The 15,663-nt window shown below is 35.8% G+C and carries 17 protein-coding genes and 1 pseudogene; 13 read left to right on the top strand and 5 right to left on the bottom strand.

Annotated elements, in window-relative coordinates; all coding sequences use genetic code 11:
* Together AACH21_RS02520 and AACH21_RS02515 are read left to right on the top strand one after the other, a co-directional pair.
* Window positions 1-162 (top strand): DDE-type integrase/transposase/recombinase, encoded by a 162-nt coding sequence (locus tag AACH21_RS02520; protein WP_010082071.1) that lies wholly within the window; start codon window positions 1-3, stop codon window positions 160-162.
* Window positions 155-319 (top strand): IS3 family transposase, encoded by a 165-nt coding sequence (locus AACH21_RS02515; RefSeq protein WP_010082072.1) that lies wholly within the window; start codon window positions 155-157, stop codon window positions 317-319. Before AACH21_RS02520 ends, AACH21_RS02515 begins: the two co-directional genes overlap by 8 nt.
* Here AACH21_RS02515 and AACH21_RS02510 read toward each other — a convergent pair.
* The 3 genes from AACH21_RS02510 to AACH21_RS02500 all read right to left on the bottom strand — a co-directional run bounded on the left by AACH21_RS02510 (window position 316) and on the right by AACH21_RS02500 (window position 3,070).
* Complete coding sequence (locus AACH21_RS02510) at window positions 316-1,266, bottom strand: IS481-like element ISWpi4 family transposase (RefSeq protein ID WP_338482717.1); 951 nt, start codon at window positions 1,264-1,266, stop codon at window positions 316-318. The two genes, AACH21_RS02515 and AACH21_RS02510, sit on opposite strands and share 4 nt — an antisense overlap.
* A 395-nt stretch (window positions 1,267-1,661) precedes the next feature.
* Window positions 1,662-2,810 (bottom strand): 2-octaprenyl-6-methoxyphenyl hydroxylase, encoded by a 1,149-nt coding sequence (gene ubiH, locus AACH21_RS02505; protein ID WP_338482716.1) that lies wholly within the window; start codon window positions 2,808-2,810, stop codon window positions 1,662-1,664.
* 131 nt (window positions 2,811-2,941) lie between these two features.
* Entirely contained in the window at window positions 2,942-3,070 is a 129-nt protein-coding gene (locus AACH21_RS02500; protein WP_338482715.1) for a hypothetical protein, read from the bottom strand.
* A 342-nt stretch (window positions 3,071-3,412) separates the two neighbouring features.
* On the opposite strand from AACH21_RS02500, the gene AACH21_RS02495 reads away from it, so the two are divergent.
* Together AACH21_RS02495 and AACH21_RS02490 are read left to right on the top strand one after the other, a co-directional pair.
* Window positions 3,413-4,245, top strand: a protein-coding gene (locus AACH21_RS02495; RefSeq protein WP_236514306.1) for an IS5-like element ISWpi1 family transposase whose coding sequence is annotated in 2 segments (ribosomal slippage) — window positions 3,413-3,782 and window positions 3,782-4,245 — 834 coding nt in all. Because the reading frame shifts where the segments join, the coding sequence is not laid out codon by codon here.
* 28 nt (window positions 4,246-4,273) lie between these two features.
* Window positions 4,274-4,996, top strand: a pseudogene (locus AACH21_RS02490) (MFS transporter); the annotation flags it as partial.
* Window positions 4,997-5,023: 27 nt separating this feature from the next.
* Here the strand turns inward: AACH21_RS02490 and map are convergent.
* On the bottom strand, window positions 5,024-5,806 hold the full coding sequence (gene map / locus AACH21_RS02485) for a type I methionyl aminopeptidase (protein ID WP_006279681.1): 783 nt from the start codon (window positions 5,804-5,806) through the stop codon (window positions 5,024-5,026).
* Window positions 5,807-5,938: 132 nt separating this feature from the next.
* Window positions 5,939-7,177 (bottom strand): cell division protein FtsA, encoded by a 1,239-nt coding sequence (ftsA, locus tag AACH21_RS02480; RefSeq protein ID WP_338482714.1) that lies wholly within the window; start codon window positions 7,175-7,177, stop codon window positions 5,939-5,941.
* A 138-nt stretch (window positions 7,178-7,315) separates the two neighbouring features.
* Between ftsA and def the strand changes: the two genes are divergently transcribed.
* The 9 genes from def to AACH21_RS02435 all read left to right on the top strand — a co-directional run bounded on the left by def (window position 7,316) and on the right by AACH21_RS02435 (window position 15,661).
* Window positions 7,316-7,855 (top strand): peptide deformylase, encoded by a 540-nt coding sequence (def, locus tag AACH21_RS02475; protein WP_006279678.1) that lies wholly within the window; start codon window positions 7,316-7,318, stop codon window positions 7,853-7,855.
* Window positions 7,845-8,666 (top strand): uracil-DNA glycosylase, encoded by an 822-nt coding sequence (locus AACH21_RS02470; protein WP_338482713.1) that lies wholly within the window; start codon window positions 7,845-7,847, stop codon window positions 8,664-8,666. Before def ends, AACH21_RS02470 begins: the two co-directional genes overlap by 11 nt.
* A 669-nt stretch (window positions 8,667-9,335) precedes the next feature.
* Window positions 9,336-9,542 carry a hypothetical protein gene (locus tag AACH21_RS02465; protein ID WP_338482712.1) on the top strand — a complete coding sequence of 69 codons (207 nt, stop codon included), beginning with the start codon at window positions 9,336-9,338 and terminating at the stop codon, window positions 9,540-9,542.
* A gap of 66 nt (window positions 9,543-9,608) precedes the next feature.
* The gene (locus tag AACH21_RS02460; RefSeq protein WP_338482711.1) at window positions 9,609-9,821 is read left to right on the top strand and encodes a hypothetical protein; all 213 of its coding nucleotides are present in this window, start codon (window positions 9,609-9,611) and stop codon (window positions 9,819-9,821) included.
* The gene (gene nuoG / locus AACH21_RS02455) at window positions 9,806-11,875 is read left to right on the top strand and encodes an NADH-quinone oxidoreductase subunit NuoG (protein WP_338482710.1); all 2,070 of its coding nucleotides are present in this window, start codon (window positions 9,806-9,808) and stop codon (window positions 11,873-11,875) included. Before AACH21_RS02460 ends, nuoG begins: the two co-directional genes overlap by 16 nt.
* On the top strand, window positions 11,859-12,884 hold the full coding sequence (nuoH, locus tag AACH21_RS02450; RefSeq protein WP_236515135.1) for an NADH-quinone oxidoreductase subunit NuoH: 1,026 nt from the start codon (window positions 11,859-11,861) through the stop codon (window positions 12,882-12,884). Before nuoG ends, nuoH begins: the two co-directional genes overlap by 17 nt.
* Window positions 12,877-13,872, top strand: a complete 996-nt coding sequence (hemB, locus tag AACH21_RS02445) for a porphobilinogen synthase (RefSeq protein WP_151807767.1) — start codon at window positions 12,877-12,879, stop codon at window positions 13,870-13,872. The genes nuoH and hemB overlap by 8 nt, the downstream gene beginning before the upstream one ends.
* 146 nt (window positions 13,873-14,018) lie before the next feature.
* Window positions 14,019-14,777, top strand: coding sequence for a phosphatidylglycerophosphatase (locus tag AACH21_RS02440; protein ID WP_338482709.1), 759 nt, complete (start codon window positions 14,019-14,021; stop codon window positions 14,775-14,777).
* A 44-nt stretch (window positions 14,778-14,821) separates the two neighbouring features.
* Entirely contained in the window at window positions 14,822-15,661 is an 840-nt protein-coding gene (locus AACH21_RS02435) for a glycine--tRNA ligase subunit alpha (protein ID WP_077188493.1), read from the top strand.
* The last annotated feature ends 2 nt before the right edge of the window (window positions 15,662-15,663 follow it).

The raw sequence follows: 15,663 nt of genomic DNA, 5'->3' as shown, positions 1-15,663 counted from the left end.
ATGAGTAGTGCAATAAATAAACAATTAGTTATGAACTCTTTATTAATGGCCATTAATAGGCGTAAACCTGTTAAAAATCTACTGCTGCACAGTGACCAAGGTTCACAATATACTGCGCAAGGGTATCAATATCTCTTAGCTGTAAAGAATATAGATGAGTAATAAAGGCTGTTGTTACGACAATTCTGTTGCAGAAAGCTTCTTTAGCTCATTGAAAAGAGAAATACTTATTGATACTTCACAACACTCTGCTCAACAAACTAGAACTGCAATATTTGAATACATAGAAATTTTTTATAACAAACAACGTCACTATTAGATGTATGGTCCCAGAGTGTGATGGTGTGGATTTAGTATGAACAATTCAGGAGATTTTGTCCACTGTAAAGATATAAACTCAAAAGGTGTAAGACCCTTAAGAGTTTTGAGTCTTTTAGCATAATTGTAGGCCATAACAAAGTCATAAAGATGCTCTTTGAGTTGCTGGTGAGACTGATAGTAATACTTCTTAACAGTGGCATTCTTTAAAGTTTTGTTCATACGCTCAACTTGCCCATTTGTCCAAGGATGGCTAACTTTTGTTAGACGGTGTTCAATGTCATTTTCTTCACAAGCTCTATCAAATATATGTTGAAAAGCGTATTTATGGCGTTTTTGGTTGGTAAATTGTACACTGTTATCTGTCAAAATAGTGTGGATTTTATATGGTAAAATTTTAATCAAATTACGTAGAAACTCAGCAGCTATAGGTTTTGTAGCACTTTTATGCAACTCAACATACGTAAATTTGGATGTTCTATCTATTGCAACAAACAAATATAACTTTCCTTCTTCTGTTCTGACTTCTGCAATATCAATATGGAAATAGCCTATAGGATATTGTTTGAATTTCTTTTTTGGTTTAACTTCGCCATCAACATCTGGTAGTCTGCTAATGCTGTGCCTCTGTAAGCAACGATGTAGACTAGAGCGAGTCAAGTGTGGGATTGAGGTTTGCAAAGCGTAGAGACAATCATCTAATGGCAATAGAGTATGCTTACGAAATGCAACAATTACAGCCTCCTCTTCTAAAGTTAAAACAGTTGATCTTGCATGCTTCGGACCCATATCAGCGTCTTTGGCAAAAGACCGTTTTCTCCATTTAATGATAGTTTTTGGATTAAGGTTATAGTACCTGGAGAGTTTTGCTATGCTCTCTTTACTATTTTGTATTGCTCTACGAATTGTCTCTGTTGTTTTGGCGCACCCATGTAATATTTGTCCCATAATTCCTCCTTTGATGGTATTGTTTTCTCATATTTTATCATACCATCACACTCTGGGACCATACATTATATAGTCAATATAAAAAGCCATATAAAATTGCTTCCACTGCTGCCATGAGGAAATTGCTTATTCTTGCTAACTCTTTAGTCAGAGATGACAGGGTTTTTACTGAGGAATATAACTCTCTGTCTGTTTCTATCTAAGAGCCAGTATAGCTGTGGATAAGCACGTTTATACAGATAAAAGTACTTATCCACAGCTACATCAATTTTTCTATTGACTTTTAACACAACTGCTAAACAGATACATTCGTCATCCCGCTACGTGTTAGCGGCCAAGATACCGCGGCGGTATGACGTGGGAAACCTGACTTGCATTAACTATAAAATAGTGATTTATATAAATCCCATAGCATGCCGAATGAAGCGTTTTTTGAGGAAATTTGAATTTTCAACTGCAATCAAGCCAAGATTTCTTAGTGCTTTAGCGCAGAATATTCTGTTGGAAAACATCCTATTTAATCCATCAGTTGCAAGCGCCATTGTAAAATTATCAAAGTATCTGTTACGTGAAATTTTCTTTAATAAATAACTACTGCCAACATCAATACCAGATGCTTTTGCGGCAACTACGTGCTTTATAATACTTTCTACATCTCTAATTCCAAGATTAAGCCCTTGACCTGCAACTGGATGAATTGAATGTGCTGCATCGCCGATAAGCAAAACTCTACCCTTATATGACTTTTTTGCGAAAACAAAACTTAAAGGATAAAGTTTTCTTTCACCCTCTAGTTTTATCTTTCCTAAATAAGAACCAAATCTTTTTTTAAGCTCTATAATAAATTCTTCTTCAGACAGATCCATTAGCATTTTTGAAATTCCAGATTTTTCTGTCCAAACTATCGAAGAAGTATAGCCATCCTTTATCGGTAGAATTGCAAATGGACCGCCAGGAAAAAAACGCTCTACAGCTAAGTTTTGGTGATGCAGTTCATGCTTTACATTAAATACTATGCTACTTTGTTTATAGTCAAATTTCACTGTCGGTATAGAAAATAACTCTGGTAATTTAGAGTTTTTGCCTTCAGCGCAGATAAGTAGCGATGATATTAATTCCTGGTTATTATCAAGAATCACTTCCACATATCCTGAATCACAAGCAATTGTTTTATAGGAATGTGGAGAGTATATATTCAGTTTATTTAGAAAATTATTGTTGATTGCATTCCATATAGTAGCATTGTTGATAACATAACCCATTGGCTCTTCGCTAACCATTTTATGATTGTAATGCACAGTAACCGCATCTAATATGCATATATCAAGTATTGGCTCAGCTTCACTTTCCACAAACTGCCAAATCCCTAACTTTTCCAATATTTTTTTCGAGCCTTGAGAAATAGCAAATGCTCGATTATCATCTACTACACGTGGTAGACTATTTTTTTCAATCACAGCTACAGACACAGAGTCACAACTGAGGCCAATGGCAGTAATAAGACCAAGTAACCCACCACCTGAAATGATTACATCATAATTCATTTTATTTACGCTAATTGTAAAATTATATTTTATCTGTTTTGAAAATAGTTTAAACAAACTTTATATATAAATTAAATTTTTTAGATCCCAGTGTCAGCTACTTGGATGACATCTAAAGACACTCCACCTTGTCATTCCAGCACGTAACGAACAACTGTACGAACATTTTGCGAAGGCAGTGTGTTAAATGCTATGGCCGGTTTTGCCTCAAACATAAAGGTGTCATCCCAGTGCTTGACACTGGGATGGCTTTGTTGCATCGCTAGCTATGATGGATTAAAGATAAAAAAGGTGGAGAATATCAGTAGCTTATTATTCTGGTATTTACAACAAGAACGGTCAGTGAATACCTAAATTTGAGTAAAAGAAATTTCACTACCACTCACTAATCCGGCTAAAATTCAAGAATTTCAATGCTTTAGCTATTTTCAATAGAATTAAATTTATTAATATAAATAACAAATTACTATTCTTAAATTTGATCAGATTGATTGCAAAAAAACAAGATTTTCAATAAGTTGCTTATAATCCTAATTATAGTTAGAGGTTGTCCGGAAACAAGTAAAAGGCTATAATATCTGAAATTTTAGTACGGGGTAAAGATGAGAAAAAAGTATCCAACAGATCTAAGCGAAAGGGAATGGGCAAGAATAGAAAAACACTTCAGAGTATCATACAAGAAAGGAGGAAGGCCGCCAAAGTATAGCAAAAGAGAAATATTAGAAGCAATTTTCTATGTATTGCGTACAGGGTGTCAATGGCGGTATTTACCAAATGATTTTCCGCTATGGAAGACTGTGTATGAGCAGTTCAGGCAATGGAAGAAGCAGGGAATTTTTGAGAAAATGAATTATGAAATTACAAAATATAGTAGAAGAAAAATAGGAAGGAATGAGCAGCCGAGTGCCTGTATAGTAGATAGTCAATCTGTAAAGACTACAGAAAAGGGGGGATCAAAGGCTATGATGGAAGTAAAAAAGTAAAGGGTAGAAAAAGGCATATAATTACAGACACTCAGGGTTTTATACTAGGTTGTTACGTAGGCGCTGCTAACGAAAATGATAGAGATGGTATTAAAATAGCATTAAACAATATGAGAACAAAATATACTAAAGTTAAAAAAATGTGGGCTGACATGGGATACCAAGGAAGAAATTTAAAGAATCACATAAAGGAAGAATATGACATAGATATTGAAATTGTTACAAGGCCTCCATGTAGATTTTGGGTGCACAAAGATACGCCACCTGAGCTACTACCAACAAGAGAACAAGGGTTTAAAGTACAGCCAAGAAGATGGGTTGTAGAAAGGACTTTTGCTTGGGTTAATAGGAATAGAAGGCTATCGAAGGAGTATGATTTACTCACAACATCCACTGAGAATTTCATATACCTAGCTATGAGTAGGGTTATGTTAAAGAGGGAATATGCTTGAATTTACTTGTTTCCGGACAACCTCTTAGGGGTGGAGATTACCTTTCATTTTCAGTTTAGCAATGGGATTAATTAGCATATATATGAGATATATACTTGATGAAAGCCCAGAGTATAAAAGACAAAAAAATCCGTCTAAATTGCCACTAAAAGAGTTATTAAACAATTACAAAAAGCCTGTTCTAATATCAATAGGTATTGACTTGGTTGAAAATGCGTCTCTCTATATATATTTGGTATTTTTCAATGTGCTTACGAATAAAATATTAACAGTAAATACTCATTTTAATCATATAGTGGAAATACTGAGTCAAATTGCGCTCGGAGGATTGACAATATTGTTTGCAATACTTTCTGATAAGGTAGGAAGAGAAAAAGTTATGAAATTTGCATTTATAGCTTTTGTAATAGTGAGTTATCCAGTTTTTTCAATGTTATGTAGTGGCAATTACTTGCTGGCACACATTCTTTTTATAATTCCAATAGCTGCATCGCTTGGTCCTGTCAGTGCACTTATGTGCGAATTATTTCCAACAAAGGTTCGGTACAGTGGATTTGGTTTATCAAGAAATATAGCTGCTGGATTTTTTGGCGGCTTTGCACCATTTATATGCACAACAATTATCAAGGTTACAGGACAAGAGACTTCAGCTAGTTTTTACATGATTTTCTGTGCATTAATTGGGCTAGTTGCTATATCGCAAATTAAGGGTGAGCTTTCTTCAAAATTACCCAAAGTAAACCAAGTATAGTTGCAGTATAGCAGAATTTAAAAAAATCTAATTATAAGGCGGGAAGTGCCAATTTTTAGGTGATAATGTGAATATTTCAGCACCATCTTTTGTTACTCCGAGCGTATGTTCAAATTGAGCAGAAAGTGAAAGATCGCGTGTTGTCACTGTCCAATCATCGAGTTTACTGAGCAGAGTCTCATGTTTTCCAGCATTAATCATTGGCTCTATTGTAAAGAACATACCTTCCTTCAAGACGAGATTTTCATCTTGATCATAGAAATGCACTACATTTGGTGGAGCATGAAAGACTTTTCCTATACCATGTCCGCAGTAGCTGCGTACGATAGAATATCCAAAATCTCTAATATATTTCTCTATAGCAAGCCCTATTTCATTTAACTTATTGCCGGGCTTAACTTGTTTGATTGCTTCCATCAATGCATGATAAGTAGCGTCACACAAGCGTTTTGCTTTTATTGATGGCTTGCCAACCCAAAACATGCGACTTGTATCACCATGCCAGCCATTTAAAATCACCGTGACATCAATATTTAAAATATCTCCATCTTTAAGTGGTTTATTATCGGGAACACCATGGCACACAACTGCATTTTTTGAAGTGCAAATCGATTTTGGATACCCCCTATAGTTTAGTGGTGCTGGAATTGCACCTGCATTAATTATAAAATCATGACATAGATCATTTAACTCATTAGTTGTCACCCCTACCTTTACGTACGGTGCAATGAAATCAAGAGTTTCAGCAGCAAGCCTGCCAGCCTTGCGCATAAATTCAAAATCTTCTTGTGAGTGTATAGTTATGTTCATATTTTCCATGTCTTATTGTAATTGGTACGCTTACTCGCAAGTACATAAACATAATAATTTTACATATTATAAAAATAAGTCCTATGGATCCTAGTGTCAAGTCATTTGTATGAAAGGTGGTAAAACAGAAATCTAGACTGTAACTTTTGATTTAACCCAATTATACAATTTACTCATTTTACCATCCTGACCTAAAATACCAGAATTATTTTTATAAAAAGTGTCAACTATTAGCTTTATAGAGCCTATAGCAGCAGAAAATACAGGATTTTTATCATATTCGCCATCAAGACCGCTACAAGACTCAGGGCACCCAATTCGAACTTGCTTATTGAATATATAGCCTGCAATTTCCTTCATGCTTGTGAGTTGACTAGTTCCACCTGTGATCACTACTTTATTAATTGGACCTTTCTGCTCTTGAAATTGCTCTCTTACCATTTCAAGTATTTCTTCAACTCTTGGTCTTATGATGTTAATAAGCTCAGATTTGAATACTTGAGTAGGTTCATCATTTTCGTTGTTTTGCATTGTAATGTACTCATTCTCATCTATTGAAGTTACGATAGTGCTGCCATACAGTATTTTTATATACTCTGCACGTTCTATGCTTGTGCATAGCCCGTAAGCAATATCTCGAGTGATATGAACACCACCAATTGGAACGCTGCTTGCATACACAAGTTTCCCTCTTTTGAAAATTCCAATTGCAGTGCACCCACCGCCTATATCAACAATAGCAGTCCCGAGCTCTTTTTCATCTCCACTCAGACAGGCAAGACCTGCAGAATATGCAGAAGCAATACAACCTGCCATATTTAATCCACCATTATTGGTAATACAGTTTTCAATATTGGTAAGCGCTGGACGCGAAGCAGTGACAACATTAACATCAGCAGATAGTCTTTTTCCGTACAATCCACCAACTTCTTTTATGTCAGTCATGTCATCTAAGTGATATTTTAGTGGTATATTGTGAATGATAACATTGTCTTCAATATATTTCTCAAATGTTTGAAAAACTACACGTCTTATATCACGCTCAGAAATCTCATGGTTAGCTGCAATAATTTCATTATGTACATTGAAAGATGAGATGCCACATCCAGCAATGTTCACATATATCTGATCTATGGTTTCTTCTGATACTTGTTCAGCTAAACCTATAGTTGATGAGATGGAGTAATTTGCGTGTTTTACATTAGTTATTGATCCACCGTTTACACCTTCTGCAATCTTATAACCCGTTCCTGTTACTTTATAGCTGAAGTTGCTATTTATCTTAACGATTAGACAAATAATCTTTGTTGTACCTATGTCTAAAACAGCAAAAACGTTTCTCTTTGGTTTTGCTATTACTGCAGAGTACATTAGTTAACCTTATTACGCAATTTCATTTAAATTGTAGCTTTCTTTAATAATTTATATTTCTATTATAGATATAGCAACATTTTAATATACACTAAATTCTGGACAAAAGGAAAAGCAAAACATAGAATTATAATTTTTATGTCCATATTACCAATTGTAATTGCCCCTGATGAAAGACTAATCACACGTGCCAGTGAAGTAACAGATATAAACGATAAAATTAAAGAATTAGTAAACGACATGTTCGAAACTATGTATGATGCAGAAGGTCTTGGCCTTGCTGCAGTGCAAGTTGGAGTGTTAAAGAGAATTTTTGTTGTGGATGTTCAGCTAGAAACAATTGAAAATGAGCCAGCAGGATATGAATCAATTGGCAAATTTTGCATGATTAATCCAGAAATTACGGAATTATCTGATGAACAAGTGACTCTCAAGGAAGGGTGCCTTTCAATTCCAGAGCAAAGCTATGAAATTAAGCGTCCAAAGTATTTAACTGTGAAATACAGAGACTTAAATAACGAAGAACAGACGCTAAAAGCTAGTGGTTGGCTTGCAAGGTGTATTCAGCATGAATTAGATCACTTAAACGGCATATTATATATTAGACATTTATCTAAATTAAAGTATGATATGGCCATGAAAAAAGCACAAAAGGTTAAAAAGCATTATGAGCAATAAAGACCTAGAATTATTAAAATTTTACCATGAAGTGGGCGTTGATTGCACACTAATGGAGGGTGAAGAGGAAAAAAAGCTGGAGAGCAAAGAGAGTGTACAACCCTCTGTTATCCAAACTGGGACCAAGAAGAAAGATGCAGATATGCGCTGGGATGACACTAAAGATGGAAAAGACATGTTTCCAAGTGACTGGATAATCGAAGCAAGGAAACTTGCAAGCAAATGTAATAGTGTGGATGAACTAAGAAGTGTAGTGAAGTCATTTGAAGGTTGTGAAATAAAAAAAACTGCAACTAATACTGTCTTTTCCGATGGTAATCCAAACGCAAAAGTTATGCTCGTTGGTGAAGCTCCAGGAGCAAATGAAGACCTTCAAGGCATACCATTTTGTGGTGCAAGTGGAATGTTGCTCGATAAAATGTTAAATGCAATCAATCTTGATCGCACTAAGGTATACATAAGCAATACTGTATTTTGGCGTCCACCTGGCAATAGAAAGCCAACCGACCTAGAGCTTGATATGTGCAGACCATTTGTCGAAAAACACGTTGCACTAGTTTCACCACAAATTTTAATTTTGATCGGGGGAATCGCATGTTATAGCCTTCTTGACAGCACAAAAACTATATCGAATTTGCGTGGCAGATTTCATACGTACACTAACCAATATTTGTCCAATTCAATCACCACAGCCGCTATATTTCATCCAGCTTACCTACTTCGTCAACCGGCACAAAAACGTTTAGCCTGGGAGGACTTGAAGAAGATTAGGGAGTATCTTGATAACACCAATAACTGCACAAATACCTAATAAAGTGGTAGACCTCTTGCATAGTTTTTTGCAGCATGTTAACAATCGTTAGAAACGAAAAAACTTACTTGACACCCTTCGCCAGCGCCCTTATCATGATAGTGAAGCTATTGTATTTGCTTTCGCCAATCTGCAGATTAAAAGGTAAGGATTACTTAATGTATCGACGTCTTATGTTCAATTTTTTGCAGTATATAGATACTGTATGTCTTTACAAAACTTCATCTACATCTAGATTTTTATCTAAATAAGCTGAACGCGCTTATAAAGCGTTACAAGACATCAAAAAATGCCAATACTCGACAGAGATAGTAAAAGACTAGCTAACTCGGGGGTCCTTTGTCTTTTTTTCTGCTTAGTAAATTTCTTAAACATTTGCAGCGTAAGTTAGTTGCAATTAAAAGCAGCTGAATTTCGCTTGTCAAGCGTTTAAAACATAAAAAACGCCAATATTTTAAAGCGGATAATAACCCCAGGGCTTCTTTTGCCTTTTTTTCCGTTTGGTAAATTTCTTAATGTTTATAGCTAAACGACAATCGTCATCCCGCTGCTTGTTAGCGGGATCTATGCTTTGAGATACCGCGAATAAATCGCGGTATGACGTAGAGCTCGCGTTAGCTATACTTTTATGCTTACCAACTCAGTATCCAATCAAAATCCTGGATTTCAGTGTCAAGCACTGAAATGACACCAAAAGAGCTACTGCTGTTTTGGATGGAAACCAGTGTCAGCTACTTGAATCTGCCACGCAAATTGCCTGCAAATTGCAATGTTCGTACAGGTGTGCGTCATGCGCTGGAATGGCATCAAGGGGTAACTTTTTATTTAAGCAATGATTGTAAAATGATTATAATAATAGATCTATTGAAATTTTAAAATTATTAAATATTGACGCTATATACTTAAGTGTTAAAATAGAATGAAAAGTTTTTAGGAGTTTATATGGCAGCAGGTGGGAAAGCAAAGACAGCTAGTAAAAATAACCCTACTCAGCGTAAGAAAGCTGAGGAAAAAATGTATAAAGATAAACCGGTAAAACCTGTTAGATATATAGATCGTGATTCGCGCATGAATTATATGTCTGCTCAATATGACAACGGCAATCTGGTTGAAGATGAGGTAAGCGGCAATCCTATAAAGTGGGAAGCTGTATAATAGTTGTGGTTAAAGTTACTATTAATTCTAAGGAATGTGAAGTAGAGCATGGGCTCACTATAATTCAAGCTTGTGAAGTCGTGGGCGTTGAAATTCCACGTTTTTGTTATCATGAGCGTTTAGCAATTGCTGGTAATTGCAGAATGTGTTTGGTTGAAGTGGAGGGTGGACCTCCAAAACCAGTAGCCTCTTGTGCAATGCCAGTTGCAGAAGGGATGGTTATTCACACTGATACCCCTAAGGTTAAAAAAGCACGTGAAGGTGTGCTTGAGTTTTTGCTAATTAACCACCCGCTTGATTGCCCAATTTGCGATCAAGGTGGTGAATGCGATTTGCAAGATATCACGATGGCTTATGGGAAAGGAACCAGCAGACTTGATGAGCATAAGAGGGCTGTGCCAAAAAAACACTTCGGACCACTGATTGAGACTGCGATGAATCGATGCATTCATTGCACTCGGTGTGTTAGATTTTTGTCTGATGTTGCAGGTACAAATGAACTTGGAGGAATCGGAAGGGGAGAAAATGTAGAGATTAGCACTTACATAAAAAGGCATATTAGTTCTGAATTATCTGGAAATATCATAGATCTCTGCCCGGTAGGGGCTTTAACTTCAAAGCCTTACTCCTTTACAGCGCGTCCATGGGAGCTATCACATTGTGAGACTATAGATGTGCTAGATGCTGTGGGCAGCGCAATTAGAGTTGATTATCGTGGCCCGGAGGTTATGAGGATATTACCAAGGCTGAGCGAAGAGGTAAATGAAGAATGGATATCAGATAAAACCCGCTTTGCCTATGATGGACTAAAAGTTCAGCGTCTTGATCGACCTTATATAAAAAAAGATGGTAAATTAGCCCCAGTTGATTGGAATGAAGCATTAACTGTTGCTGCAAAGCAATTAAAGAATACAAAATCAAATAAAATAGCTGCAATTGCAGGTGATTTAGCAGATTGTGAGTCTATGCTTCTACTCAAAGAAGTGATGCAGAAGCTCGGCTCGGGGAATATAGACTGTAGGCAAGATGGTGCAAAGCTTATACCAAGTAATCGTGGATCGTATGTGTTCAATACCACTATTGAAGGTATAGAAAATGCAGATTTATGTCTGCTTATAAATACAAATCCAAGGATAGAAGCACCGATTATTAACGTAAGATTGAGAAAGAGATATTTACAGGGCAACTTTCCTGTTGCAAGTGTTGGTCCTAACATTGAATATTTGTATCATGTTGAGAAATTGGGCGATAATCCTGATATTTTGAGTGAAATAGCAAATGGAAATCATAAGTTCTGTGAGCTGCTGAGTGCTGCTCAGAGCCCTATGCTGATTATCGGTCAAGATGCATTAGTAAGAGACGATTCTGAATCAGTTCTAGTTCTAGCTGGCAAAATTGCAGAAAAATTTAACATGGTCAGAGATGACTGGAATGGCTTTAATATGCTGCATAAAGCTGCAGCAAGAGTTGGTGGGCTAGATACTGGGTTTGTTCCTAAAAAAGGCGAAAGGGATATTAATCAAATATTGGAACATGCAGAAAGTGGTGAAATAGAAGTGGTTTATCTTCTTGGTGCAGATGAAATTGATACATCAAAATTAGAAAATACATTTGTAATTTATCAAGGTCATCACGGTGATAAGGGTGCACATGTGGCAGATGTTATCTTGCCTGGTGCTGCATATACAGAAAAATATGCAACTTATGTAAACACTGAAGGTCGAGTGCAAAGAACAAATTTAGCTGTATTTCCTCCAGGTGAAGCAAAGGAGGATTGGTTAATTATTAAAAATCTCTCGCAATATTTGGATCTTTGCTTACCATATGATAGTTTATTTGACGTGAGAAAAAAATTAGATACTATCGGTCCACAGTTTAGAAATGCTGATCAAGTGGTAAAAAACACATGGGTACCAATCAGCAGCGGTGAAATAAGCTTAAGTAATACACCTTTTACTTTAAAGGAGTGTAATTTTTATATGACGGATTCAATAAGTCGCGCTTCAAAAATAATGGCAGATTGTACTAAAGCTTTTTATGAACACGCTAGTTAATATTTTATTTATTTTAGTACCGCTACTACTTTCAGTTGCATATTTGACATACTTTGAGCGTAAGGTCCTTGCTGCAATTCAACTGAGGCACGGCCCAAGTGTAGTTGGACCTTTTGGGCTATTGCAGCCATTTGCAGATGCTATTAAGCTCCTGATTAAGGAGCCGATAATACCATTTAGAGCGAGCACCATACTGTTCATTATGGCTCCAATGCTTACCTTTATCTTGGCATTAATTGCCTGGGCAGTTATACCGTTTGGTGCTGAAGTAATTGTAAAAAATGGCCAGCAAGTAGTGATTCCTAAGGTTATAGCAAATATTAATGTTGGAGTGCTTTATGTGCTAGCTATATCGTCGCTGGGAGTATACGGCGTAATTATTGCAGGCTGGTCAAGCAATTCTAATTATGCATTTCTTGGCGCTATACGGTCGGCTGCTCAGATGATTTCATATGAAGTTTCAATAGGCTTAATAGTTGCTACAGTCGTTATTACCACTGGAACATTGAATCTTGGAGAAATGGTAGTGGCAAAACATAATATGCCATTTTGGGTTGATTTACTACTAATGCCTATAGGAATAATATTTTTTATTTCTTTGCTTGCAGAAACTAATCGTCACCCATTTGATTTACCAGAAGCTGAAGCAGAGCTTGTCTCTGGATATAACGTTGAATATTCATCCATGCCTTTTGCCCTCTTTTTTCTTGGAGAATATGCAAATATGATTTTAGCAAGTGCTATGATGACAATATTCTTTCTGGGGGGATGGTATCCTCCGTTAGAGCTTGGTTTGCTTTATAAAATTCCAGGTTTGATTTGGTTCGTTTTGAAGATAGTTATACTTTTATTCGTATTTATTTGGATTAGAGCAACAATACCTCGTTATCGATATGATCAGCTAATGCGCCTTGGTTGGAAAGTATTTTTACCAATATCAGTGTTTTGGGTGATACTCATTTCAGGGGTGTTGCTCTTTACTGGGAATTTGCCTGGATCCAATGTTTAATTTCCCAAATACAAGATTAAGACGCAGGCGCTCGAGCAAATGGGTTCGCAATTTAACAAGTGAAAATAGTTTATCAGTAAATGATCTGGTTCTTCCTCTGTTTGTTCATGACAGAGAAGAAACAACTGAACCAATTTCTGGCTTACCAGGCGTAAAGTGTTATTCAATAGATGGATTAGTGTCTATAGTTAAGGAAGCTAAAGATTTAGGGATTAATGCTGTTGCAATTTTTCCTGTAGTTGATAGTAAACTAAAATCTGAAAACGCTGAGGAAGCATATAATTCTGACAACTTAATCTGCAGAGCAATTTGTGCTGTAAAATTAAAGGTACCTGAAATTGGTATTATTGCAGACGTTGCATTGGATCCATACACTATTCACGGCCATGACGGCATTTTAAAAGATAATCAGATGGATGTAGAAAACGATGAAACTATATCAGTGCTGTGTAAGCAAGCGTTTGCTTTAGCGAAAGCAGGATGTGATATAGTTGCTCCTTCTGATATGATGGATGGTAGAATAGGAAGAATCAGAAAATCATTAGATGATAACAACTTTCAAGACGTATTAATATTATCTTATGCAGTGAAATACTGCTCTAGCTTCTATGCTCCATTCAGGCAAGTCGTTGGTTCATGTGGGCTATCACATTCTATAGACAAAAGTGGTTATCAAATGGATTATAAAAATGCGCGCGAAGCAATGTGCGAAATTGAAATGGATATAAATGAAGGTGCAGATTTTATTATGGTTAAACCGGGTATGCCATATTTGGATATTATCAAAACAGCAAGTGATAAGTTTAATTTTCCGATTTTTGCTTACCAAGTAAGCGGTGAGTACGCAATGATAAAAGCTGCTGCAAATAATGGCTGGCTAGATTATGACAAGGTGATTTATGAATCTTTGATTGGTTTCAAACGTGCGGGTGCAAGTGCAATATTCACTTACGCTGCACTTGATATTGCAAAAAATTTAAGTGCATAAGCCCTATAAAATTATTAAATTTTTGGCGCACGTTCTTCTACTGTTGCTGCATATTACTTAAAGTTTTCCAATACATGTTTTAAGTTGTTGATAAGTCCGTTACAATACAGTATTATAAATAATATAAACCAAGTGTTACTTAGAACATGGGGATTTTTTTTAAATTTTTGGGAAAGATGCTAGGTAAGGTTTTTCCTGCCAAAACAGTAAGCTCTCTTTTAGGAATAGGATATTTACCAAGTTGGCAGAACTATTGGTCTTCTTTTTTAATATTATTTATTGTCGATGTTATATTAATTCTTACATATGGAGGCGAATACTTACTATATAAAATGCCAGACTCAGGAATAGTTGTAGCTGCTGTTTTTACAAAATTGGCAATAGTTATGTTAGTAATGCAATTAATTGGAATATTTATTTTTCATGCTCAAGACCCTTCAGCAAACAGTGGTGAAGAAATAGTAATACAAATAGCGTCAGGGCAAGTACTGACTGTAGCACTTTCAATGCCAGCAATAATGTCAATTTATTATGCTGTAAGTAAACTCTATGGGAATATATATAAGCAGATGTTTCAATGCCCATTTTGGTTTAATGATTTTATGCACTTTTTCTTTTTTCTTATGATACCTTACGTATTTTTTAATGTCGTAGAAGTGATAAAACCATGGCCAATAAGTTCAATACAGCTCAGCTATAATAATGCAATGTCAATTACATTTGAGGGGATTTTTCACACATTTTATGCGGTGATTTTACTGTATTTAACAGCATTTATATTCTGCGATTTAACTATGCGTGATGCAATTGTCCTAAATAAAAGCATAATTCAGTATGTGAGGGAAAGTTCAGCAGTTTTAGGTGATTATTTACATAGTGCTGCAAAAAAAATAAATATTGAATAGTACTTATTTATTTATATATTTAGTATAAAAAGTGTACAATTTGTGTGAACTTACAAAGTATAATAAAAGAGTTACAAGATTTTTGGGCTGGTGAAGGGTGCGTTATACTTCACCCATACACATCTGAAGTTGGTGCTGGTACATTACATCCTGCAACAATTATGTCTGCAATTGATACAAAACCGACAAAAATTGCATATCTACAACCAGTAATTAGGCCATCAGATGGGCGCTATAGTGATAATCCTAATCGCTTGTATCAACATCACCAATATCAAGTTATAATAAAGCCATCTGGTAATAATTTACAAGACGTCTATTTAGATAGCTTAAAAGCTCTTGGCATATCTACAGAAAAATATGATATTAAGTTTGTTGAAGATGATTGGGAAAACCCAAGTGTTGGTGCATCAGGACTTGGATGGGAAGTTACATGCAATGGAATGGAAGTAACACAGCTTACTTATATACAGCAAGTTGGAGGGATTGACTGCAAGATGATTCCTGGTGAGGTGGCATATGGGTTGGAACGTTTAGCAATGTGCATACAAGGTGTAGATAATGTTTACGATATAATTTGGAACGATAACGGTGTAACTTACGGAGATATTTTTAAACAAAGAGAATATGAATTTTCTTATCTAGCGTTAGATTATTATGATACTAAAGTGGTACAGCAGCAATTCGAAGATACGGAAAAATTGTGTAAGTTCCTTATTGAAAAGGAGCTACCAATGGCAGCTTATGACCAATGTATTAAAACTAGTCACCTACTTAATCTGCTTGATGCAAGAGGTGTGCTTGGTGTGAATGAACGTACAGCTTATATTGGTAAAGTTAGAGAGCTAACAAAAAAATGTTGTGAATTGTACATGAGTAAATAGCG

The sequence above is a fragment of the Wolbachia endosymbiont (group A) of Ophion costatus genome (assembly GCF_963969245.1).
In the GTDB taxonomy this organism is placed as follows: Bacteria; Pseudomonadota; Alphaproteobacteria; order Rickettsiales; family Anaplasmataceae; genus Wolbachia; species Wolbachia pipientis.
The sequence above is the reverse complement of the archived record's forward strand: the minus strand, read 5'-3'. Positions and strand labels throughout refer to the sequence as shown.

Coding starts and splice junctions, on each gene's coding strand:
- def (WP_006279678.1), top strand. CDS start 7,316: ATGTCCATATTACCAATTGTAATTGCCCCTGATGAAAGACTAATCACA.
- AACH21_RS02500 (WP_338482715.1), bottom strand. CDS start 3,070: ATGCAACAAAGCCATCCCAGTGTCAAGCACTGGGATGACACCTTTATG.
- AACH21_RS02510 (WP_338482717.1), bottom strand. CDS start 1,266: ATGGGACAAATATTACATGGGTGCGCCAAAACAACAGAGACAATTCGT.
- AACH21_RS02515 (WP_010082072.1), top strand. CDS start 155: ATGAGTAATAAAGGCTGTTGTTACGACAATTCTGTTGCAGAAAGCTTC.
- nuoH (WP_236515135.1), top strand. CDS start 11,859: ATGAACACGCTAGTTAATATTTTATTTATTTTAGTACCGCTACTACTT.
- map (WP_006279681.1), bottom strand. CDS start 5,806: ATGAACATAACTATACACTCACAAGAAGATTTTGAATTTATGCGCAAG.
- AACH21_RS02460 (WP_338482711.1), top strand. CDS start 9,609: ATGGCAGCAGGTGGGAAAGCAAAGACAGCTAGTAAAAATAACCCTACT.
- hemB (WP_151807767.1), top strand. CDS start 12,877: ATGTTTAATTTCCCAAATACAAGATTAAGACGCAGGCGCTCGAGCAAA.
- ubiH (WP_338482716.1), bottom strand. CDS start 2,810: ATGAATTATGATGTAATCATTTCAGGTGGTGGGTTACTTGGTCTTATT.
- AACH21_RS02440 (WP_338482709.1), top strand. CDS start 14,019: ATGGGGATTTTTTTTAAATTTTTGGGAAAGATGCTAGGTAAGGTTTTT.
- ftsA (WP_338482714.1), bottom strand. CDS start 7,177: ATGTACTCTGCAGTAATAGCAAAACCAAAGAGAAACGTTTTTGCTGTT.
- AACH21_RS02520 (WP_010082071.1), top strand. CDS start 1: ATGAGTAGTGCAATAAATAAACAATTAGTTATGAACTCTTTATTAATG.
- AACH21_RS02470 (WP_338482713.1), top strand. CDS start 7,845: ATGAGCAATAAAGACCTAGAATTATTAAAATTTTACCATGAAGTGGGC.